This window comes from Novosphingobium sp. HNCC26DJ243, assembly GCF_057180545.1.
The window spans coordinates 784,644-806,091 of record NZ_JBXUGN010000001.1 but is presented as its reverse complement, the minus strand read 5'-3'; the positions used below and the strand labels follow the sequence as shown (position 1 = coordinate 806,091).

Genomic DNA, 21,448 nt, shown 5'->3' with positions numbered 1-21,448 from the left:
GGGAAGGGTCCATGGAATCCGCTCTCTCGCGCACGGGTCTCTGGCTCGTGGCGCTTCTCCTCGCAATCCTCGCCTGCGCCGCAGCCGTCGATACCGGCTTCGCTATCCACATGGGGCTGGTAGCGCTGGCCTGCATCATCGGGCTGGTCGTGACGCTGCGCGGCGTGGATTTGTCCAAGGCCGTGCTCGCGCCCGATCAGGGCCGCTATGACGACGACCCGATCCGCTGGGGCGTTATCGCGACCGTGTTCTGGGGCATGGCCGGGTTTCTCGCAGGGTTGGTCATCGCACTGCAGCTGGCCCTGCCGGTGCTGAACCTCGGCCTCGAATGGACCGCATTCGGGCGCTTGCGCCCGTTGCATACTTCGGCGGTCATCTTCGCATTCGGAGGCAACGCGCTGATCGCCACGTCGTTCTACGTCGTGCAGCGTACTTGCCGGGCGAGGCTGGCCTTCCCCGGCCTCGCCCGTTTCGTCTTCTGGGGTTACCAGCTGTTCATCGTGCTGGCGGCCACCGGCTACCTGCTCGGGATCACGCAGGGCAAGGAATATGCCGAGCCCGAATGGTACGTCGATCTTTGGCTGACGGTCGTCTGGGTCGCCTATCTCGCGGTCTTCGTCGGCACGATCGTCAAGCGGACCGAGCCGCACATCTATGTGGCCAACTGGTTCTACCTGTCGTTCATCGTGACCGTGGCGATGCTGCACATCGTGAACAACCTCAACTGGCCGGTAAGCTTCGTGGGCAGCCGCAGCTATCCGATCTTTGCAGGCGTGCAGGGCGCGCTGGTGCAGTGGTGGTATGGCCATAACGCGGTCGGCTTCTTCCTGACCGCCGGCTTCCTGGCGATGATGTACTACTTCGTGCCCAAGCAGGCCGAACGTCCGATCTTTTCCTATCGGCTGTCGATCATCCACTTCTGGGCGCTGATCTTCCTCTATATCTGGGCGGGCCCCCACCACCTCCACTACACCGCGCTGCCCGACTGGGCGCAGACGCTGGGCATGGTCTTCTCGGTCATGCTGTGGATGCCGAGCTGGGGGGGCATGATCAACGGTCTGATGACGCTCAACGGTGCCTGGGACAAGGTCCGCACCGACCCGATCATCCGCATGATGGTCATGGCGCTCGCCTTCTATGGCATGAGCACCTTCGAAGGTCCGATGATGTCGATCAAGTCGGTCAACAGCCTTTCGCACTATACCGACTGGACCATCGGCCACGTCCACTCCGGAGCGCTCGGCTGGAACGGGATGATCACCTTCTCGGCGATCTACTACCTCGTTCCGCGCCTCTGGGCAAAGCCGCGCCTTTACAGTCTGCGCATGGTAAACTGGCACTTCTGGCTCTCGACCGTGGGCATCGTGTTCTACGCCTCGTCGATGTGGGTTGCCGGCATCACCCAAGGCCTGATGTGGCGCGAATACGGCGCTGACGGGTACCTGGTGAACAGCTTCGTCGAAACCGTCGCCGCGCTGAAACCGATGTTCTTCCTGCGGGCTTTCGGCGGGTTGCTCTATCTCGCCGGTGCCGTGGTCATGGTCGTCAACGTCTGGCGCACCATCCTTGGCCACCAGCGCGAAGAAGCGCCGATGCGCGACGCCGCCTTCGATCCTGAAAAGGACCGTCCGATCGTCGCAGCGCCTGTCGCTGCCTGATCCTAGACGCATCCGGAGAAAATCCCATGACCACCATCGTGGAACGCCACAAGAAACTGGAGCGCAACGTGACCCTGCTGGGCATCGCGGCCTTTGCCGCGGTGACCGTGGGCGGCATCGTCGAGATCGCCCCGCTGTTCTGGATCGACAACACGATCGAGAAAGTGGACGGCATGCGCCCCTACACCCCGCTCGAACAGGCCGGTCGCGACATTTACATCCGCGAAGGCTGCTATGTCTGCCACAGCCAGATGATCCGTCCATTCCGGGACGAGGTCGAACGCTATGGCCATTACAGCCTCGCGGCGGAATCGATGTACGACCATCCGTTCCAGTGGGGCTCGAAGCGTACCGGCCCCGATCTGGCGCGCGTCGGCAACCGCTACTCCGATGAATGGCACGTCCAGCACCTGAAAGACCCGCGCGCGGTCGTGCCGGAATCGATCATGCCAACTTACGCACATCTGGCCGAGCATGATTTGCAACAGGGCGACATGACTGCCGAACTGCGCACGCTCTACCAGGTCGGTGTGCCCTATTCGAAGGATGCCATCGAAAAGGCGAACGAGGACCTGCGCACGCAGGCCGATCCTGCCGCTGACGCGACCGATCTCAAGAGACGCTATCCCAAGGCGCAGGCGCGCGATTTCGATGGGGACCCCAACCGCCTGACCGAAATGGATGCGCTGGTCGCCTACCTGCAGATGCTCGGCACGCTGGTCGACGTCAACGCTCCGGCGGCTCAGGAAGCGCTCGCCAAGGAGAAGGGGCGATGAGCGCACACTCCACTTACGACATGCTGCGGCATCTCGCCGACAGCTGGGGTCTCGTGGTGATGACGGGGATTTTCCTGGGCCTCTCGCTCTGGCCGTTCCGTCCCGGCGCAAACCCGCTGAACCGCGAAGTCAAAAACTCGATCTTCAAGGACGAAGCCGATGTCTAAACAGCGCATCGATGACGCAACCGGCGTCGAAACCGTCGGCCACGAATGGGATGGCATCGAGGAACTGAACAATCCCCTGCCGCGCTGGTGGCTATGGTCCTTTTACGCCTGCATCGTGTTCGCCATTGGCTATTGCGTGGTCTATCCCGCCTGGCCACTGCTCGACCGCGCGACTGCCGGCACGTTCGGCTGGACGAGCCGCGGCCAGCTCGACCACGAGATGAAGGAAGAGGCCTCGCGCAAGGCGGGCATGCTCGCCGAACTCGACAAGGCCTCGATCGAGCAGATCGCCGCCGATCCGCGCCTGCGCCGTGCCGCGATCGACGGTGGCCGCGCCGCGTTCAAGGTCAACTGCATCCAGTGCCACGGCAACGGGGCGGCGGGCAGCGCAGGCTATCCCAACCTCAACGACGACGACTGGCTGTGGGGCGGCGACATCTCCACGATCCACCAGACGCTGGTCAATGGCGTGCGCCAGCCCGGTGACGATGCCACGCGCATGAGCCAGATGCCCGCCTTCGGGCGCGACGGCATCCTGACTCCTGCGCAGGTGCAGGACGTGGTGAGCCACGTCCGGGCCATTGCCGGCGATGAAAAGCCCGGTGCCTCGGCACAGCGCGGCGCGGCGATCTTTGCCGCCAACTGCGTAGTCTGCCACGGCGTGAACGGGGAGGGCAACCGTGCGGTGGGCGCGCCGAAGCTCGACGATGCGATCTGGCTCTACGGTGGTGACCGCAAGGCGCTGACCCAGACGGTCACAAATGCCCGCTACGGCGTGATGCCGTCATGGGGCACCCGGCTCGATCCGGTCACGGTCAAGATGCTGGCGACTTACGTCCACTCGCTGGGCGGCGGCGAGGAAGCTCCCGCTTTGCCTGTTCCCGACCCTGCACCTGCAGCGAACTGACAGGACAACACGGTCATGACTGCGCACGATCCCAAGCTGAGCGCGGACCATTCGAACGAGATCGGCCTCTACGCCAAGCGAAAGTCGGTCTTTCCCAAGGCCATCGACGGGCCGTTCCGGCGGTTCAAGTGGTTGGTCATGGCCGTGTGCCTGGCGGTCTACTGGGGTACCCCGTGGATCCGCTGGGACCGCGGACCCTATGCGCCCGATCAGGCAGTGCTGATCGACATGGGGAACCGGCGGTTCTTCATGTTCGACATCGAAATCTGGCCGCACGAATTCTATTTCGTGGCAGGTCTGCTGATCATGGCGGGGATCGGACTGTTTCTCGTCACTTCGGCGGTGGGGCGCGCATGGTGCGGCTATGCCTGCCCGCAGACGGTGTGGACCGACCTTTTCCAGCATGTCGACCGCTTCATCGATGGTGACCGCAACGCCCAACTGCGGCTGCAGAAGGCTCCCTGGACTACCGGCAAGATCGCAAGGCGCCTGCTGAAGTGGGGAATCTACCTCGTCATCAGCTTCGCCACGGGCGGAGCATGGATTTTCTATTTCGCAGACGCGCCGACGCTGCAGCACGAATTCTGGAGCGGCACGGCAGCGCCTGTCGCCTATGCCACCACGTTCGTCCTGACGATGACGACGTTCGTTTTCGGCGGCTTCATGCGCGAGCAGGTCTGCATCTACATGTGCCCCTGGCCGCGCATCCAGACCGCGATGCTCGACGAAAGGAGCCTGATCGTCACGTACAAGGACTGGCGCGGCGAGCCGCGTGGCTCCGTCAAGGCGGCACTGAAGGCCGCAACCCCGCTGGGTGACTGCATCGACTGCCTGCAGTGCGTCGCGGTATGCCCGACGGGCATCGACATCCGCGAAGGGCCGCAGATCGGATGCATCACCTGCGCGCTGTGCATCGATGCCTGCGACAAGGCCATGGCCGATGTCGGCCGCCCGCGCGGATTGATCGACTACTGCACGCTGGACGATGCCGAGCGCGAAAAGCGGGGCGAACCATCGGCCCCGATCCTGAAGACGATCCTTCGTCCGCGCACGCTGATCTACCTTGGCGTCTGGTCCGCCATCGGCGCGGCGTTGCTGTTCGCGCTGGGTCAACGTGCGCGGCTCGATATCTCGGTCGCGAAGGACCGAAATCCCGAGTACGTGACGCTTTCGGACGGTACGGTGCGCAATGCCTACACGCTCAAGCTGCGCAATATGGAAGAGCGGCCGCGCACTTTCCGGATATCGCTCGACGGGCTGAACGGCGGGGCGATCTTCACCGACGAAATGGACGCGGGGGCGGCAAGGCGCGACCTGACGGTTCGCGTGTCGGCCGACACCACCCAGCGGCTTCGCGTTTACGCGGTGCGCGAGCGGGCAAGGGGCGAACAAGACGGACGTCGTGTCGAAAGGGACCGTGAGCGTGGGCCCGCCGAATTTGCGTTCGTGCTTAACGCGCTGGACCGCGAGGGCGGCCTTGACCGCAGCGAAACCACATTCAGCACCCCCCATCCAGACTCCGAGGAAGGAGAAGGCGAGTGACCCAGCAGCGTCGCATCCGCCCGTTTACGGGCAAGCACATGGCGATGATATTCGTTGCCTTCTTTGGTGTCGTGATTTCGGTAAACGTTCTGATGGCACGCCTTGCCACTTCGACGTTCGGCGGCGTCGTGGTCGACAATTCCTATGTCGCGAGCCAGCAGTTCAATGGCTGGCTCAAGGCAGCAAGTGCCGAAAAAGCACTGGGCTGGAGGGGCGATTTCGCGCGTGACAATGCCGGCCGCGCCGCGATCAGCCTGACAGACAATACGGGCAAGCCGATCACGTCAGCCACGATCACGGCAACTGCCGAGCATCCGTTGGGTCTGCGGCCGCAGACCCTCTTGGCGATGCACGAACTGGCCCCTGGCATCTACGCTGCACCGCTTGAGGCTGGGCGCTGGCGCCTGCGCGTGACCGTGGAGGCAGACGGCAGGATCTGGCGCACCGTCGGAGAAGTGTTGTGAGCGCAACTGCCCGCAAGCATGACGCGCCCTTGGCGCAAGTGCATACCATTTTGGCTGTGCCGGGAATGCATTGCGCCGGGTGCATGGGCAAGGTCGAGCGTGCGCTGTCCGCCGTGGAAGGTGTGGCATCGGCGCGCACCAACCTGACCGCGCGCACGGTCGAGATTGTTCATGGTGTCGCCGTGGAGCTTCCGGCACTGGTCGGGGCGCTGGCCACGACCGGGTTCGACGCGCAGGTGCGCGAAGCGGAGGCGGAGCAGGCTTCAGCGGTAAAGCCCTTGCTGGCGCCGCTTGGCGTGGCTGCCTTTGCCTGCATGAATGTCATGCTGATGTCGGTCAGCGTCTGGTCGGGCGCGGACGGTACCACGCGTTCGCTGTTCCACTGGATTTCGGCGCTCATCGGGGTTCCGGCGATTGTCTACGCGGGCCGGCCGTTCTTCGCATCGGCATGGAAGGTGCTGCGCAAGGGCCGCACCAACATGGATGTGCCGATTTCGATCGGCGTGACCATCGCCACGGGTCTTTCGTTCTACGAGACGCTGACCGGCGGGACCGAGGCGTGGTTCGACGGCGTGCTGATGCTGTTGATGTTCCTGCTGGCGGGACGCGTGCTGGATGCCATGATGCGCGACCGTGCGCGCTCGGGCGTCGACGCGCTGCTGCGCCAGGCGGCCAGCGGCGCGATGGTGATCGAAGCCGATGGCGCGACCCGCTGGATCGATGCCAAGGCCCTGCGCCCGGGAATGCTCATGCGTGTGGCGGCGGGTGAACGCCTTGCCGCTGATGGCGAGGTCCTGCGCGGACAAAGCCGCTTCGACCAATCGCTGCTGACCGGCGAGAGCGCGCCGGTGAACGCCGCGCCGGGCAGCGCTGTTCATGCCGGCACGCTCAACGTCGATCTGCCCGTTGACGTCCGCGTCACCGCAATTGGCCCCGATACTGCCCTGTCCGAGATTGCCCGGTTGATGGAGGTCGCCGGCCAATCGCGCTCGAAATACGTGCGCATTGCCGACCGCGCTTCGCGGCTCTATGCGCCCGCCGTGCATACGCTGGCGGCGCTGACCTTCGCCGGATGGATGATCGCCGGGGCAGGGGTGTACCAGTCGCTGGTCATCGCGATTGCGGTGCTGATCATTACCTGCCCTTGCGCATTGGGGCTTGCGGTCCCCGTGGCCCAGGTCGTCGCGGCGGGCGCGCTGATGAAGCGCGGCGTGCTGGTAAAGGACGGCTCAGCGCTCGAACGCATGGCCGAAGTTGACCGCCTGCTGCTCGACAAGACCGGCACGTTGACGCTTGGCCGCCCGGTGCCCGACGAGGTGGCGATTGGCGCGCTTACGGACGCCGAAGCCTCGATCGCGCTCGCACTTGCCAGCCACAGCCGCCATCCGCTTTCGCTCGGGCTGGTCCAGGCGCTCGGGAGCCGCGGTGTTCACGCAGCGCCGCTTGAGGACGTTCGCGAGGAAGCGGGGCAGGGCGTTACTGCGCGCTGGAACGGCATCGCCGTCGCGCTCGGCCGTCCCGCCTCGGCGCAGGGCATGGCGACGGCGCTGCGGATCGAGGGCGGACCGGTACGGGTCATCGCCTTTGCCGATCGTCTGCGGCCCGATGCCGAGGTGGCCTTGGCGCAATTGGCCGCGTTGCAGGTCGAAGCGTCGATCCTGTCGGGAGATTCGGTCCCCGCCGTCGGCGCGGTGTCGCGCGCCACCGGGCTGACCGCGCAGGCCGCTGCTTCGCCCGCCGAAAAGCAGGACGCTATCCAGCGGCTGCAGCGCGCCGGCCGCAAGGTGCTGATGGCGGGCGATGGATTGAACGATGGCCCGGCCCTGGCAGCGGCCGATGCCTCGATTGCACCGGGCACGGCGAGCGATGTCGGGCGGCAGGCCGCGGACATGGTGTTCACCGGGGAATCGTTGCTGGCGATTCCGCGGGCGGTGCGCGTCTCGCGCGCGACGATGCGCGTGGTGCGACAGAACTTCGTCCTCGCCATTGGCTACAACGTGCTGGCCGTGCCCCTGGCCATCGCAGGGCTGGTCACCCCGTTGATCGCCGCTGTCGCGATGTCGACCAGTTCTCTGATTGTCGTGGCCAATTCGCTACGTCTTGCGCGAGAAACCAGATGAACGGAATCGCTTTCATGCTGCCTATCGCGCTGGGCATGGGCCTGTTCGGACTGGCATCGTTCTTCTGGGCGCTCAGGCGCGGGCAATTCAGCGATCTCGACGGCGCGGCAGCACGGATCCTGATTGAAGAGGATGACGCGCCGTGAGCCGGTTAATCAAGTTCATGGCACCGCTCGCGCTTGTGCAGATGGCAAGCCCCGCGCCGGTCCAGGCGCATTTCGTTATGGTTCCCTCATGCGGCGGGGCAGGCGGCATGGTGCCCTTGCGCCTGCCGGGAAAGAGCGACGGGAATAATCTACCCTGTTGCAAAGTTTGCCATATCTCAATGCGCAAGCGCCTTTCCTCCGATAGCTGTTGCGGCGAGGAGGACGACGCCGATGTCGCCTGAAGTGCTGAGCCGGACCGAAACTTTCGCGGACTGGACCTATTACCCCGAACTGCTCGAACGCCCTGTGCCGCGCTACACCAGCTATCCGACGGCGGCCGAGTTCGTTGAGGAAAGCTTCGAGGAGCGCCAGCAGGCCGCCTTGCAGGCCCTGCGCGGCCCGGTGTCGCTCTACCTGCACATTCCCTATTGCCAGGAAATCTGCTGGTACTGCGGATGCAACACCGGCGCTTCCAACAAGACCCAGCGCCTCGCCGCCTATCTTGAAGCGCTTCATCACGAGATCGAGCTGGTTGCGCGCAATCTGCATTCCTCGGTGCGCATCTCGCGCATCGCGTTCGGCGGTGGCAGCCCGAACGCGATCAAGCCGACCGACTTCGTGCGGCTGATCGATCGGCTGACGGTCAATTTCCGCCTCGCGCGGCCTGTCATTTCCATCGAACTCGATCCGCGCACGCTCGAACAGGACTGGTTGATTGCCATTCGCGGGACCGGGGTGATCAAGGCCAGCCTCGGCGTCCAGACGCTCGATCCGAAGGTGCAGGCGGCCATCGGGCGCGTCCAGCCTCGCGAGGACATCGAGCGGGCGGTTGCAGGCCTGCGCCGAGCAGGCATCGATTCGATCAACTTCGATCTAATGTATGGCCTGCCGTTCCAGGACGATGCGGTTCTGGCCAATACGCTCGATCAGTCGGTGGCGATGGGCGCGGACCGCATCGCGCTGTTCGGTTATGCTCACGTTCCGCACATGATCCCGCGCCAGAAGCGCATCGACGCCAGTGAATTGCCCGATCAGCGAGCGCGGTTTCGCATGGCCGCAGAAGGCCACGCACGGCTGGTTGGCGCGGGCTACAATGCTGTCGGCTTCGATCACTTCGCCATGCCGGAAGACGATCTTGCCCTTGCGGCTGCGGGGGGCACCCTTCGTCGCAATTTCCAGGGCTTTACCGACGATCAGGTGCCTGACCTGATCGGCCTTGGCGTGTCGTCGATCAGCGAGTTTACCGACGTCTACGTGCAGAACGAAAAGAACGCGGGGCGTTATCGCATGCTGCTCGGGTCCGACAAGCTGACGGGACGCAAGGGCGTGGTGCGGACGGTCGAAGACCGGCGGCGTGGCCAGATCATCAACGACCTGCTTTGCCGTGGGGGCGCCCTTGTCGATGCCGATCTGCTGGCCATCAACCGCGATCGTCTCGAACCCTTCATCACCCGGGGGCTGGCCCGCCTGACCGGGTCCTCGCTCGAGCTGCTGGCGGGCAGCGAGCCGTATGCACGCTCGGTTGCGGCGGTATTCGACGCTTATCGTGGCGGGTCGAAGCAGTTCAGTTCGGCGGTATGACCGAAGAATAGCTATGCACCCCGCCTTAGCAGGTGCACAATAAGGCTGACTCGCGTTAAGCCAAGCATCCACGGGAATGCGCACTGACCTGCGCGTCCAGCGGTATGCGCAAGGGAGACGCCATGAAGCCGATTGAAACCATCATGCGCACTGCGCCGGTCATTCCGGTGCTGGTCGTCGAGAACGTCGATCATGCGCTTCCCATCGCCCGCGCCTTGGTCAAGGGTGGCTTGCGCGTGCTCGAGGTGACGCTGCGCACGCCCGCCGCGCTCGACGTGATCCATGCGATGAAGGCCGTTGATGGCGCCATCGTCGGCGCAGGCACGGTCACCAATCCCGATGAACTCAAGGCCGCGATTGATGCCGGCGCGGAATTCATCGTCTCGCCCGGTCTGACCGACAATCTCGGAAAGGCCGCGGTGGCTTCAGGCATTCCCTTCCTGCCGGGTATCGCCTCGGCCGGAGACATCATGCGCGGCATGGATCTCGGGCTCCAGCACTTCAAGTTCTTCCCGGCGTCGACCTCGGGCGGACTGCCTGCGCTCAAGGCCCTCGCCGCGCCGTTCTACCAATGCCGTTTCTGCCCGACCGGGGGGATCTCGGCCGCGACGGCACCCGAATGGCTGGGCTTCGATCCGGTGCTCTGCGTTGGCGGAAGCTGGGTCGTCGGCAAGGGCGAGCCCGACGAGGCCGCCATCGAAGCTGCGGCGCGCGAAGCTTTTGCGCTGGGGCAGTAAGACAAGCAGGGGAAATCAGCGGACATGAAGACGGTCGCCAAGCTCAGGGCCAGGTTGCAGAAACTCCATGAGCGGACGGCCGAAACGCCGCTGTTCAACCCGGTTTTCCAGTTGAGCCATGATCTTTCGCGCCAGCTTGAGGGCGGCGCGATGGATCTCGACGACATCGACGGTCTGGTCGCGGAGCTTGAGTGCGAGGCGCTGCAGAGCCGCGCCGTGCGCTTGCGCCGACTGATCGCACCGACTGTGGGCGCCGACAACCTGTTGCGCATCGCCTCGCTCAATCCCGAGGAAGCGGGCTTTTCCGAGTTTCGCGCGCGATGGGAGAAGCCGCTGCTCCATGCAGTGTTCACCGCGCACCCGACTTTCCTGTTGAGCCCCGCGCAGTCCGACGCGGTCGCGACGGCGGCCCTGCAGGACGATCCGCAGGCCTCGACCGTCTGCACGGTGCCGTCGGTCGGCCCCAAGATCACGCTCGATTTCGAGCATGTGGAGGTTTGCGCCGCGATTGAGCGTGCGGCTGAAGCGCGTGACCGCATCAACGCCGCCTTGCTTGCCCATGCCCGTCAGCGCTGGCCGGGGCGGTGGCTGGATTTCCGCCCGCTGCCGTTCCGCTTCGCGACCTGGGTCGGCTACGACATGGACGGGCGCACGGACATCGGCTGGACCACATCCATCGCATTCCGCCTGCGCGAGAAGGCGCGACGTCTGGCTAGCTACGCCACCGCCCTGCGCGCCATCGATGAAGGCCACGGGTTACTTGCCACGCTCGACGCAGCACAGGCCCACTCGGCCGACATGGCCGAGCTTTTCTCATCGAACCTCGCGGAGACCGACGACCTTGCGGCGGCTGCCAACCGCCTGTCTGCCGATGATCCGGCCAAGCTGCTCAGCCTTGCCCCGCTGATCGAGGCGTTGGAACGGGAAGTGCACACCGCCGCCGAGGACAAGGCAATCCCGCTGGCGACGCTAGCCGCCGCGATGCGCGCCGACGGGCTGGGCATTGGCTGGATTCACTTCCGCGTCAACGCCTCGCAGTTGCACAACGCGCTGCGTCGCCGGATCGACCCTGATGGCACGCTTGATCTCGGCAGCAAGAGCGCGCTTTCAAAGCTGCGCGAACTGCTCGAGGAAGTGCGGCCGCTGCGCGTCAACTTCGGCGCGCTGGCAATCGAGACGAGCACGGCGATGCGTCAATTCCTCGTCATGGCAAAGATGCTCCAGCACATCGACGCCGACGCACCGATCCGCATGCTGATTGCGGAGTGCGAGCAGCCGCAGACCGTGCTGGCAGCGCTCTACTTTGCGCGCCTGTTCGGGATCGAGGACAAAGTTGACGTCTCGCCCCTGTTCGAGACCGAAACCGCGCTCGAACACGGGGGCCGTTTCCTCGAGGCGCTGCTCGCCGAGGAATCCTATCGCGCTTATGCACGCCGCCGTGGCCGCGTGTCGATCCAGACCGGCTTTTCAGATGCCGGGCGCTTCATGGGCCAGTTGCCCGCAGCGCTGGCAATCGAACGTCTGCAGGGCCGTCTGGCCGAGGCGATGAAGGCCAATGGACTGACCGATGTCGCCGCGCTGATCTTCGATACCCACGGCGAATCGATGGGGCGTGGCGCGCATCCATCGGGCTTTGCCGACCGCCTGACCTGGCCGCTTTCGCGTTGGGCGCGCGGGCGCTTCGCCAAGGCCGGCATCGTGATCGAGCCCGAGGCCAGTTTCCAGGGCGGGGACGGCTACCTGTTCTTCCGCAACGACGAGCTTGCGCTTGCAACGCTCACCCGCATCGCCGAAGCCGAGGCCGAAATTCCCGCCAATGGCGAGAAGGATCCGTTCTACGACCGCACCGACCTCAGCCTGGACTTTTATCGCTCGATCCGTCGCGTCCAGCGCGAGCATCTGGAAAGCGCGACCTATTCGCGCGCGCTGACCGCTTTCGGACTTGGGTTGCTCAAGGCCACAGGCAGCCGCGTTTCGCGCCGTCAGTCCGACATTGGCGCCGACCGCACGATGAGCCTGCGCCAGATCCGTGCGATCCCGCACAACGCCATTCTCCAGCAGATCGGTTATCCAGTGAACGTGATCGCGGGCGCGGGCACGGCTGCAGGCGAGGAGATGGAATCGGTCGCCGAACTGCTTGGCCGGTCCGATCGCGGTAACCAGCTTGTACGCCTGCTGCGGGCAGCCAATGGCCTTGCCTCGATCAAGACCGTGGCGGCGCATGGCGAGCTGTTCAATTCGGCTTATTGGGCAAGCCGACCTTATCGCGGCACCGAGACCGCGCTTGAAGGGTCTTGCCTCGCTCTTGCCGAATACCTGACCAAGGATGACCGATCCGGCGTGTTCCGCCGCCTGACTTCGCGGTTGCGTGTGGACTGGATGAAGTTGCACCGGCTGCTTTCGCTCGTGCCGGGCCACAAGGAAGGCCGCGATCCGGTGCAGGATGCGGACCGCCGAAGCATCGGACTGTTGCAATCGGTGCGTCTTGCCCTGCTGATGCACATGTTCATCCGTGCGGTGCAGGTTCCGCCGTTTGCGCGCTCGAACGACGTCAGCCGCGAGGACGTGCTCGAAATGGTGCTGTCATTGCGCGTCGACGATGCGCTGGCGCAACTGCGCCGTGCCTATCCGGTTATCGAGCCCGAGATCACCGATTTCGCGGTCGACGAGGCGACTGACTATCCTGATCATCGCGGCGAGGACTACGGTGCGATCCGCGCCCGGTTCATCGATCCGATCGAACGGGCTCATTCGCTGAACATCCGTATTGCCGTAGCCATCGCCAACTACTTCGGCGCGCACGGATAATAGTCACGACACGAAGGTGCGCCCGTGCTTCACGGGCGCCTTCGTGGCGCTGAACACGGCCCCTGCCGAGAGACGGCTGCCGCGCACGACGAGCATGATCCGGTCGCCGTCCTCGATGGTGACGTCTTCGCCGGGGTGCTGGATCGACTGGCCGTTTGCACGCTCGATCTGAACGACGAAAAACGCGCCGTTGCCGCGCCGCTCGGCCTCGCCCACGGTCTCGCCGGTCAGCGCGCCGCCCGGAAGCGCCTCGACGACCTCGAGGTCGAGCCCGAAGTCGTGGAGGTTGCGGCGTACCGTGCCGATGTCGCCTTCCTCGCCGAGCACGTTACCGGTTGCAGGATAGAGGATCATCTCGACGATCCGTTCAGCGCCGATGTGTGTCGGCATCACCACCTTGTCTGCGCCAGCGTGGAACAGCTTGTTCTCGGTCGTCGGGGCTTCGCCTCGCGCGATGATCTCGATCCCCGGATTCAGGTTGCGGGCAGAGAGCGTGATGAAGACGTTGGCGGCATCATCGGGCAGGACGGTTGCCAGAACCTTGGCACGGGCAATCCCTGCCGATTTGAGCGTTTCCTCGTGAGTCGCCTCACCGACCATGCACAGGAAGCCCTGCGCCTTGGCGTCCTCGGCCTTGGCATGGTCACGCTCGAGGATCAGGAAAGGGCGCTTGGCCTCGGTCATGGCCTTGGCCAGTTGCACGCCGATGCGGCCATAACCGCAGATGATGACGTGGCCGTCCAGCTTCTCGATTTCGGAAATCATGCGATCGAACCCCAGCAGGCGACGGAATTGGAAAAGGGTGAAGACTTGCACCAGCGCACCGGTCAGCACGATCATGCCGGTACAGCCCAGAATGATCGTTCCGCTGGTCCAGATGCGCAGGAACGTGGTGTCGACCGGCCGGATCTCGCCATAGCCGACCGAGAATATCGTCAAAAGGACCATGTAGGCGGCGTCGCCCAGCGGCCAACCCGCAGCAAGGAATCCGCAGGTCGAGACGACGAATACGGCAAGCTCGTAGACCAAGGTGCCGGTGAGCATGCGCAGTGGCGAGCCAAGCACGGAATTCGCGCCTTGACCAAATGCCGACAGATCGCCTTCCGGTTCCATGATGCCCCCTTCAACGAAGGTCCTAGAGGGGGGAGCGCGGACTTGTCCAGTTCAGGAAAGCCCGAGCCGCTGCACGAGCCAGACAATGGCGGCAAGCGCAGTGCATCCCGCGAGTGTGACGCGCACTCGCGCACCATGCCGCCAGTGCGCGAGTGCGATCAGAGGCGGCACAGTAACCAGCACGACAACGAGTTGGACGGCCTCGATGCCCAGATTGAAAGCGAGGATCGCTGTCACTCGCGTCACTGCGCCCAGGCCGAAATTGCAGACCAATGTCGCAAAGGCGAGCCCGTGGACAAGGCCGAAGGCACCGGCGACCAGCGGCTCGCGGCCCGGAAACAGAGGCCGCGCGGCGTGGATTGCCGAGATCAGCACCGAGAACGCGATCCCGACCTCGACCGGTTGGGCCGGAAGACGCAGGCCGAGGAAAGCGGCAAGGATCAGCGTTGTCGAATGGCCGAGCGTGAACGCGGTCACGATCCAGGCAAGGCCCTTGAACGTGGCTCTGCGGCTGCGAGGCAAGGTCCAGCGTCTGGAGGCAGCAAGCAGTGGTGCGGGCAGCAGCAGCGCCAGCAGGAACAATAGGTGGTCGTAGCCTTGCGCGATATGATGCGCGCCGAGCACGAAAGCATTGGCGAACAGGCGGGCGGAGCTGGCGTGGCCGCGATCGACCACCAGTTCGCTGCGGGTCGCGGTGAGCGCGCCGACCATCTCGCGCCTGGCTTTGACACCGCCGGCCAGATCGCCCTCGATCACCAGCAGCGCGAAATGGCTGGGCGCCTCACGCGTTACCAAGTGCCACTGCCAGCGCAGCACACGGTCCGACGCGCCGGGAGGCGCGGTGAGCGTGAGGTTGAGGTGAAGGTCGGGCGGACCTGCGATTTGCTCGAACGCGATGCGATCCACGCTGATGCTCCATGGCCTGCCATCGGGCGCCAGCACCGCCATGTCCGACACCACGCGCGCCTTTGCCTTGGCGAGACTGGCCGTCAAATTGTCGGTGGCAAGGCCGGTGGCGTAGGCGAACTCGGCCTGAGGCACGACCACATCGGCGGTGACCGCGCCCGGCGCGAACGAAAGGCGGATTTCCGAATTGGGCGTCAGGTGGGCAAGGGCGGGCGCTGCTGCGAGTGACAGCAACATCGTCAGGGCGGCGCGGATCAGGCGTTCAATCGTGGCCGAACCAGATGAAACGCGCCGCCGGGTCGGTCGCCCTGGGATTGAGATCAAGCGCTTCCTCCCGCGCATCGTCGGCTGCCCCTTCATCGCCCAGCGCGGTGTGCGCGTCGGCAAGCGCAAGGTAAAGCCCGCTGCTGCGCCATCCCGTCGCCTCGGCGCGTTCCAGCGTGGCGATCCCGCCTTTAGCATCACCGGTCAGCAGTTGCGCGCGGGCAAGGAGCAGGAGGGTGGCCCCGTGCGGTCGGCGCGCTGCATCGGCGCGGGCGATCGGCAAGGCGCGGGCAGGATCGCCAAGCGCCAGTTCGTGTTCGACCAGATGCGCGGCGGCGGCCTCGGGGAGCAACCGATAGCGCTCGGCCCAGAGCGGAGAGGCACGCGCCGCCCAGGCCCGGCTTTCATCGCCACGACCTGCAAGCCGCAGGGTGAAGGAGAGGGCATCCATCACTTCGGGCAAGGGCGCTTTTGCAAGGATCGCTTCATAGCGCGCAACCGCGCCGTTGATATCGCCCTCGACAGCGTGCTGCTGCGCGACATAGGCTTGTGCGAGCGGATTGCCGGGAAAGAACCTGTCGGCAAAGCGCGACCATTCGCCGGCTGCCTTCCAGTCGCCCGCGCCATAGGCGATCGTGGCGCGCTGCAAGGCTACCAGCGAATTTACCGATCGGTTTAGCCTGGGCGCGCGCAGGATTGCGTTGACCCTTCGGCGGGCGAGGTCGGCATCCCCGCTGCGCAGCGCCAGCATCGACTGACGCAAGGCGACGGCGGCATTGTTGTCGTATTCCTCTGCGCGCACATACGCGAGGCGCGCAGCTTTCATGTCGCCGCGCTGGAACGAGATGTCGCCCTTGATGCTCCATGCACCGGCGGATTCTTCGGCGTCGGGTTCACCCACTTGCGCAAAAAAGCGGGCGAGGCCCTTTTCCGCCGCATCGAGCCTGTGGAGCAGCAGCGACGTTTCCGCGCGGCTCAGACTGGGGCCGGCAGGGGCAGGCGACCCGGCCATGCCTTTATCGAGCAATGCGTCGGCCTCGGCCAGATCGGCATAGCTGCCACTGGCGCGGAAGCGCTTGACGAGCGCGCGCGCCAGCATTTCCTGGCGCAGCCATTCGTCCGAGGCGAGCGCGAGGCGCGCGCGTGCGCCGTCGACGCCGACATTCGCGGCCTGTTCAAGCTCGATCTGGCTGCGCGGGCCGAACCACGGAGCGATCTCGCTTGGCAGCGGATCGGGTGGGCCCTGCCGCGATTGCCATTTGTCGTAGGCAATCGCGACTGCACTCACGAGCAGCACGGCAGCCAGCAGCAGCCAGGGCCAGCGCGCGCCGCGCTGCTTGCTCCTCATGGTTCGGCCGTCCGCTTTCCGCTCAGGTCGTCGTCTTGCTTGCGCAGATCTTGAGGCCGAGGCTTTCGACATCGTCGCCTATCAGGCCGAACAACTTGTCGAGTTCGTGCTCGTATTCCTCGAAGTATTTCTCGTTGGTGGCATCGCCCGCTGGCGTGTCGTCGTTGTAGGCAACCTTCATGGACGAGCTGACCAGCGCCGTGGCGATGGCCGGGTTGCCCATGCGATCGACACTGACATAGGCAGAATCGGGATCGGTGCGGAAGTTGAAGTTCGTACCCGTTCCCGAAGCCACTTGCGGCGTACCATTCGGCGTCGCCAGGAACGGGAACGTCAGCAGGAAAAACTTGTCGTTGCCCGGAGGATCGAGCGGAACGTTGGCCAAAGTGTTCGGTCCCTGACCGGTCACGCTCATGTCGAGAAGCAGCGTTGCCAGCAGGATATCGACGACCGGGTCCGACGGGTGGCGGCCGTTGGGGAACCGCGTCGACCGGGTGAGGTCGAGCTTGAGCGTGTCCGGAATAATGAACGACTTGAGGCTTGCGCCGTTCTGCCCCTGAATCGCCTGGGTGAAGCAATTGGTCGAATTGTAGCTGAGCGAAGTCGCGGTCGGCGTCGGCGTTGCGGTCGAGGTTGTGCTCGGCTGGGGAGCGGGCACCACGACCGTGCTGCCGGCACCATCTTCGCCACAGGCGGTAAGGGACAGGGCCAGGGCCAACGGAGTGGCAATTGCGAGGGCGCGCAGGCGCGAGATCGGCTGAAGCGTCATCAGATGTTTCCTCCGAAGCGCGCGGTCTGGCCCCACAGGCCAAGGTTGGTTACCCCGGTGCCTAGCTTGTCATCGGGGATTTCGAGCACGATTGCGGTGTCGTTCTGGCCGTCGAAGAAATTGCGGTCATTGCGGATGCGCAATGTTCCGGACGAGCGCGTTTCGCGAAAACCGATCAGGTCGAAGAAGAATGGCTCGTCGAACAGGCCAACGCGGACCTTGACCCCGTCCTTCTCGAGATTGGTCTCGACCGGACCTTCGACCGCTCCGGTAACGCCGGGGATGCCCTCGATCCGCACGCCCCATTCCTTCTCGCCCGAACCCTTGCCGAAGCGGTACTTGATGGTGAACTCGGGCGTGCTGGCCGGTTCGCGCGTCGAGATGTTGATCTTGTAGAGAACGTCGCGGTCATAATAGAGCGGCGTAGTCCCGGCGGCCGAGACGGGGCCGGCAAAGGTCATCGCGATCTTGGTGGTGCCATTGGAGTGCCAAGCGAAGACGTCGGCGATATCAGCCGGAATGTCGGGCGTTGCGTCAACGCCGCCGTCGGTGCGGCCGGGCGGGTCGAGATGGTCCGCGCTTTCGGCCACCCCTGTCGGCACCAGCATCAGCGCGGCGAGGCCAGCAGCGCCGGCTCCTCCTGCCAGCAATGTCTTGATCATGCCACGCACGGCAAACTCCCCAGGAAAGACAGACGAAAGACTGTGCGACCACGCTTTCGCCTCTTTCTGTCTGAATCACTGTGCGTTGCTGCACAGCTTGCGAAAATCGCGATTCAGCGGGAGGCCCTTGCACATAATCTAGACCGGATTGCCGTCACTCGGGAAGCGAAAATAACGGCATTATACCTAGACCGAATGTTGCAGGGCGGTAACCAGCCACACGACGCCAACGAGGAGGAAAACGCCGACGACGTCGAGCGCGAGGCCGGCCTTGATCATCGATCGCATCGAGCAGTGCCCCGTGGCCCAAGCGAGCGCATTCGGGCCGGTTCCTGCGGGCAACATGAAGCCCCACGTCGCTGCAAAGGCGGCGGGCAGGGCAAGCAGGATCGGGTCGGCCCCGAGCGCGGCGACCAGCGCAGCGACGACCGGCATGATCCCGCTGGCAGCCGCTATGTTGCTGGCAAACTCGGTGACGAGGATGACGAAAGCCACCAGCACCAGCGCGACGACCGGCAGCGGCACATGGGCCAGCGGAAGGAGCATCTCGCCCATCCATTTGGTCAGCCCGGATTCGGTCATACCCATCGCCATGGCAAGCCCGCCGCCGAACATTAGTACCACGTCCCACGGCGCGCGGTTGGCTTCGGGCCAGGTCAGCATCGGGCGGCCCGTGCCATCGGGCAGGATGAACAGGATCAGGCCCGCTGCCGCAGCGATCGTGCCGTCGGTCAGACCACCCTTGGGAAACGCGCCCTCGAGCAGCGGCTGCATGACCCACGCCAGAAACGCGAGGATCACGACCGGCATCAGGCGTTTTTCCGGTATGGTCCAGCGCACCGAGTGGCCGATAGCTTCGCGCGCAGCGACCGGATCGAAAGCGTCGGCATCAAGCTTCTGCACGCGAGCGATGATCCATGCAGCCAGCGGCACGGCGATCAGCACGATCGGCACGCCGTACATCGCCCAGACAAGGAACGTGATCTTTGTGCCCAGGGCCTTCTCAATTAGCCCCGCCGCGATCGCGTTGGTCGGCGTGCCGATCATGGTCGCGAGGCCTCCGATCGAGGCGGCAAAGGCGATGCCCATTGGCAGGGCCCCGGCCATCCCCGAGGTGTCGTCCTGGCGGACGCCACCTGCCGAGAGCATGGCAAGCGCCATCGGCATCATGATCAGCGCGGTGGACGTGTTTGAAATGAAGCTGGAAAGGACAGCAGTTGCGGCCATCACGCCGAGCAGCAACTGTCCGGGCCGGGCACCCGCAAGCCCCATGATGAACAGCGCCAGTCGCCGATGGAGCCCGGTCCGTTCGATGGCGAGCGCAAGGAACGCGCCGCCGACGAAGAGGAACATGATCGGCGAATAATAGGCCGAGGCGGTCTTGTTGGCGTCAGCGACGCCTGTCAGCGGCAAGACGAGGAACGGGAGGAACGCGGTCGCCGAAAGCGGCATTGCCTCGGTCATCCACCAGGCGGCCATCCACCATACAAGACCCGCCGCGCTCCACGCCGCATCGGGCATGCCAGCAGGTGGCGCAGCCATCAGGGTCACGATGAACCCCAGCGGCCCGGCAATCAGTCCGATCCTGCGTGCGTCGATCACTATTGCCCTGCTCCCCAATCGTCCCGCCGACTGCCTAGCAGAGGCTGCGCGGAAAGCGAAAGGGCGTGGGCGTCAGCGGTTCTGGAAAGGCTGGACCAGCAAGCGGGGGAACACGTCTTCTACCGGCTTCACGTCCGGCATGATGTAGACGTAACCGCCCTTCTTGCCGAACTGCTGCTGGACCTTGGCGTAGGCGGCCTTGGGCACGTTGATACAACCAAACGTGATCCGGTTGTCCTCGGCGCTTTCGGAAAGCATACGCTTGACGCGCTGTTCCCTGGGTTTGCCCGTGGGAATGGTGTGGATCGCAACCGAGGTGGCGTAATCGACCCAGAGGACCTTCTGCTTGCCTGCGGCAACACCGTACTTGGCAAGGAAGCGCCCGGCTGGGGTGGTTTTCTCGGCAGGGCCGATCTCGGATAGGTTCTTCGTTCCGATGCCCGGCGTTGCATCGTCTCCCAACGCGATACCGAGCAGGACCGGCGCCTTGGCCAGCTGCTTGCCCTTGGCATCGAACAGGAACATCGCTGCCGACTGCTTGTCGATGACGATGTAGGGCAGGCGACCGTTGTCGCGCGCCGAGGAAACCCAGTCGATCACGCGGGTGGCAGCTTCCGATCGGTCCGTTTCGGTCGGCACCATCTGCGACGTTTCGGGAACTGCCGGTATATCCTCGGCCTGTGCAACGGCAGGAAGGGCGGAGGCGATACCAGCCAGCACCAGAAAAACGTGGTTCATCGATTGTCGCATTCAGCAAAATCCTGCGCCGGCGGAAATGCCGACGCAGGAGAAACGGTTGAATCGGAAGCTGCGTTCCCGAATGGGTTTAGTTGCGCGGACGCTTGCGCTGCGCTTCCATCATTCGCTGTTCGACACCGTCGACACGGCCGTTGATCTGGTCGATGCGCTGCGTGTTGGTCATCGACTGTGCGGCAGCAGCCTGCGCTTCGGCGCGAGCAGCCTTGGCGGTGGCGTCGGTATCGGCAAGACGGGTTTCCACGCCATCGATACGCTGGTTGACCGTGGCGATCTGTTCATTGACATAGCCCTTGGTGGCGCAACCACCGAGGCCAAGCGAGCCGGCCAAGATGGCGACGGCGGGGATGATTTTCAGAGACGGCGTCATGCAAAACTCCTGGATTTATTGGCGAACCGGCGGGGAAACGCGCGGCGCGGCTATCCGGGCATGATGCAATCGGTGGACGGTGCACCTGTCAGGGTGAATTGCGGAACATTACAATTCGGAGCGCTGAAGCGTTTTTCCGGGAAGACAAAAGGAAAAGGGCGCACCTCGCGGCGCGCCCCTCAAATCCGTCAGCGAAGACAATCCGCTTACTTCGGTGCGAGCACCATCAGCATCTGGCGGCCTTCCATGCGCGGGAAAGCTTCGACCTTGGCGATCTCCGCCACGTCGTCCTGCACCTTGCGCAGCAGGTTCATGCCCAGCTGCTGGTGCGAAAGCTCACGCCCACGAAAACGCAGGGTCACCTTCACCTTGTCGCCATCTTCGATGAACCGGAACACGTTACGCATCTTGGTTTCGTAATCGTGGTCATCGATGTTCGGACGCATCTTGATCTCCTTGATCTCCTGCGTCTTCTGGCTCTTGCGGGCGGCGTTAGCCTTCTTCTGCGCCTCGTAGCGGAACTTGCCCACATCGAGGAACTTGCAGACCGGCGGATCGGCCGTGGGCGAAACTTCGACGAGATCGAGGCCGACTTCGGCTGCCTGATCGATCGCTTCGCGGGTGTACATTACACCCAGGTTCTCGCCATTCTCGTCAATCACGCGCACCTTGGGCACGTTGATCATCTGGTTGAAGCGAGGCCCGCTCTTGACGGGGGGCGCCATGCTGCGCCGGGGTGGGGGAGCTATTGT

Annotated in this window: 20 protein-coding genes; 11 read left to right on the top strand and 9 right to left on the bottom strand. The window is 64.4% G+C overall.

The features are described 5' to 3' along the window. Positions 1-11 precede the first annotated feature (11 nt). The 11 genes from ccoN to AC2A04_RS03805 all read left to right on the top strand — a co-directional run bounded on the left by ccoN (position 12) and on the right by AC2A04_RS03805 (position 12,906). Complete coding sequence (ccoN, locus tag AC2A04_RS03855) at positions 12-1,658, top strand: cytochrome-c oxidase, cbb3-type subunit I (protein WP_484210992.1); 1,647 nt, start codon at positions 12-14, stop codon at positions 1,656-1,658. A gap of 26 nt (positions 1,659-1,684) precedes the next feature. Beyond that, complete coding sequence (gene ccoO / locus AC2A04_RS03850) at positions 1,685-2,434, top strand: cytochrome-c oxidase, cbb3-type subunit II (RefSeq protein ID WP_484210991.1); 750 nt, start codon at positions 1,685-1,687, stop codon at positions 2,432-2,434. Further along, entirely contained in the window at positions 2,431-2,601 is a 171-nt protein-coding gene (locus AC2A04_RS03845; RefSeq protein ID WP_484210990.1) for a cbb3-type cytochrome c oxidase subunit 3, read from the top strand. Before ccoO ends, AC2A04_RS03845 begins: the two co-directional genes overlap by 4 nt. After that, positions 2,594-3,508: a cytochrome-c oxidase, cbb3-type subunit III gene (gene ccoP, locus AC2A04_RS03840; protein ID WP_484210989.1), complete on the top strand. Its 915-nt coding sequence runs from the start codon at positions 2,594-2,596 to the stop codon at positions 3,506-3,508. The genes AC2A04_RS03845 and ccoP overlap by 8 nt, the downstream gene beginning before the upstream one ends. A gap of 15 nt (positions 3,509-3,523) precedes the next feature. Next, on the top strand, positions 3,524-5,050 hold the full coding sequence (ccoG, locus tag AC2A04_RS03835; protein ID WP_484210988.1) for a cytochrome c oxidase accessory protein CcoG: 1,527 nt from the start codon (positions 3,524-3,526) through the stop codon (positions 5,048-5,050). Then, positions 5,047-5,514 carry a FixH family protein gene (locus AC2A04_RS03830; protein ID WP_484210987.1) on the top strand — a complete coding sequence of 156 codons (468 nt, stop codon included), beginning with the start codon at positions 5,047-5,049 and terminating at the stop codon, positions 5,512-5,514. The genes ccoG and AC2A04_RS03830 overlap by 4 nt, the downstream gene beginning before the upstream one ends. After that, on the top strand, positions 5,511-7,634 hold the full coding sequence (locus tag AC2A04_RS03825) for a heavy metal translocating P-type ATPase (protein WP_484210986.1): 2,124 nt from the start codon (positions 5,511-5,513) through the stop codon (positions 7,632-7,634). Before AC2A04_RS03830 ends, AC2A04_RS03825 begins: the two co-directional genes overlap by 4 nt. Then, complete coding sequence (gene ccoS, locus AC2A04_RS03820) at positions 7,631-7,780, top strand: cbb3-type cytochrome oxidase assembly protein CcoS (protein ID WP_484210985.1); 150 nt, start codon at positions 7,631-7,633, stop codon at positions 7,778-7,780. Before AC2A04_RS03825 ends, ccoS begins: the two co-directional genes overlap by 4 nt. Before the next feature lie 231 nt (positions 7,781-8,011). Next, complete coding sequence (gene hemN / locus AC2A04_RS03815; RefSeq protein ID WP_484210984.1) at positions 8,012-9,361, top strand: oxygen-independent coproporphyrinogen III oxidase; 1,350 nt, start codon at positions 8,012-8,014, stop codon at positions 9,359-9,361. 122 nt (positions 9,362-9,483) lie between these two features. Beyond that, positions 9,484-10,098, top strand: coding sequence for a bifunctional 4-hydroxy-2-oxoglutarate aldolase/2-dehydro-3-deoxy-phosphogluconate aldolase (gene eda, locus AC2A04_RS03810; protein ID WP_484210983.1), 615 nt, complete (start codon positions 9,484-9,486; stop codon positions 10,096-10,098). 24 nt (positions 10,099-10,122) lie between these two features. Further along, a complete protein-coding gene (locus AC2A04_RS03805; protein ID WP_484210982.1) occupies positions 10,123-12,906 on the top strand; it encodes a phosphoenolpyruvate carboxylase in 2,784 nt (927 codons plus the stop codon). A gap of 3 nt (positions 12,907-12,909) precedes the next feature. Here AC2A04_RS03805 and AC2A04_RS03800 read toward each other — a convergent pair whose 3' ends face one another. From AC2A04_RS03800 to infC, 9 genes are all read right to left on the bottom strand, one after another. Further along, entirely contained in the window at positions 12,910-14,019 is a 1,110-nt protein-coding gene (locus tag AC2A04_RS03800) for a potassium channel family protein (RefSeq protein ID WP_484210981.1), read from the bottom strand. Positions 14,020-14,070: 51 nt separating this feature from the next. Continuing rightward, positions 14,071-15,249 carry a HupE/UreJ family protein gene (locus AC2A04_RS03795; RefSeq protein WP_484210980.1) on the bottom strand — a complete coding sequence of 393 codons (1,179 nt, stop codon included), beginning with the start codon at positions 15,247-15,249 and terminating at the stop codon, positions 14,071-14,073. Then, positions 15,188-16,537, bottom strand: a complete 1,350-nt coding sequence (locus AC2A04_RS03790) for a hypothetical protein (protein ID WP_484210979.1) — start codon at positions 16,535-16,537, stop codon at positions 15,188-15,190. The genes AC2A04_RS03795 and AC2A04_RS03790 overlap by 62 nt, the downstream gene beginning before the upstream one ends. A 22-nt stretch (positions 16,538-16,559) precedes the next feature. Next, complete coding sequence (locus AC2A04_RS03785) at positions 16,560-17,306, bottom strand: DUF4331 family protein (RefSeq protein ID WP_484210978.1); 747 nt, start codon at positions 17,304-17,306, stop codon at positions 16,560-16,562. Beyond that, the gene (locus AC2A04_RS03780; RefSeq protein WP_484210977.1) at positions 17,306-17,968 is read right to left on the bottom strand and encodes a hypothetical protein; all 663 of its coding nucleotides are present in this window, start codon (positions 17,966-17,968) and stop codon (positions 17,306-17,308) included. Before AC2A04_RS03780 ends, AC2A04_RS03785 begins: the two co-directional genes overlap by 1 nt. Positions 17,969-18,154: 186 nt before the next feature. Next, positions 18,155-19,567, bottom strand: coding sequence for an SLC13 family permease (locus tag AC2A04_RS03775; RefSeq protein ID WP_484211678.1), 1,413 nt, complete (start codon positions 19,565-19,567; stop codon positions 18,155-18,157). Between the two features lie 75 nt (positions 19,568-19,642). Continuing rightward, positions 19,643-20,308 (bottom strand): hypothetical protein, encoded by a 666-nt coding sequence (locus AC2A04_RS03770; RefSeq protein WP_484210976.1) that lies wholly within the window; start codon positions 20,306-20,308, stop codon positions 19,643-19,645. 88 nt (positions 20,309-20,396) lie between these two features. Then, complete coding sequence (locus AC2A04_RS03765) at positions 20,397-20,696, bottom strand: hypothetical protein (protein ID WP_484210975.1); 300 nt, start codon at positions 20,694-20,696, stop codon at positions 20,397-20,399. 206 nt (positions 20,697-20,902) lie between these two features. Continuing rightward, positions 20,903-21,421 carry a translation initiation factor IF-3 gene (gene infC / locus AC2A04_RS03760; RefSeq protein WP_484210974.1) on the bottom strand — a complete coding sequence of 173 codons (519 nt, stop codon included), beginning with the start codon at positions 21,419-21,421 and terminating at the stop codon, positions 20,903-20,905. Between the last annotated feature and the right edge of the window lie 27 nt (positions 21,422-21,448).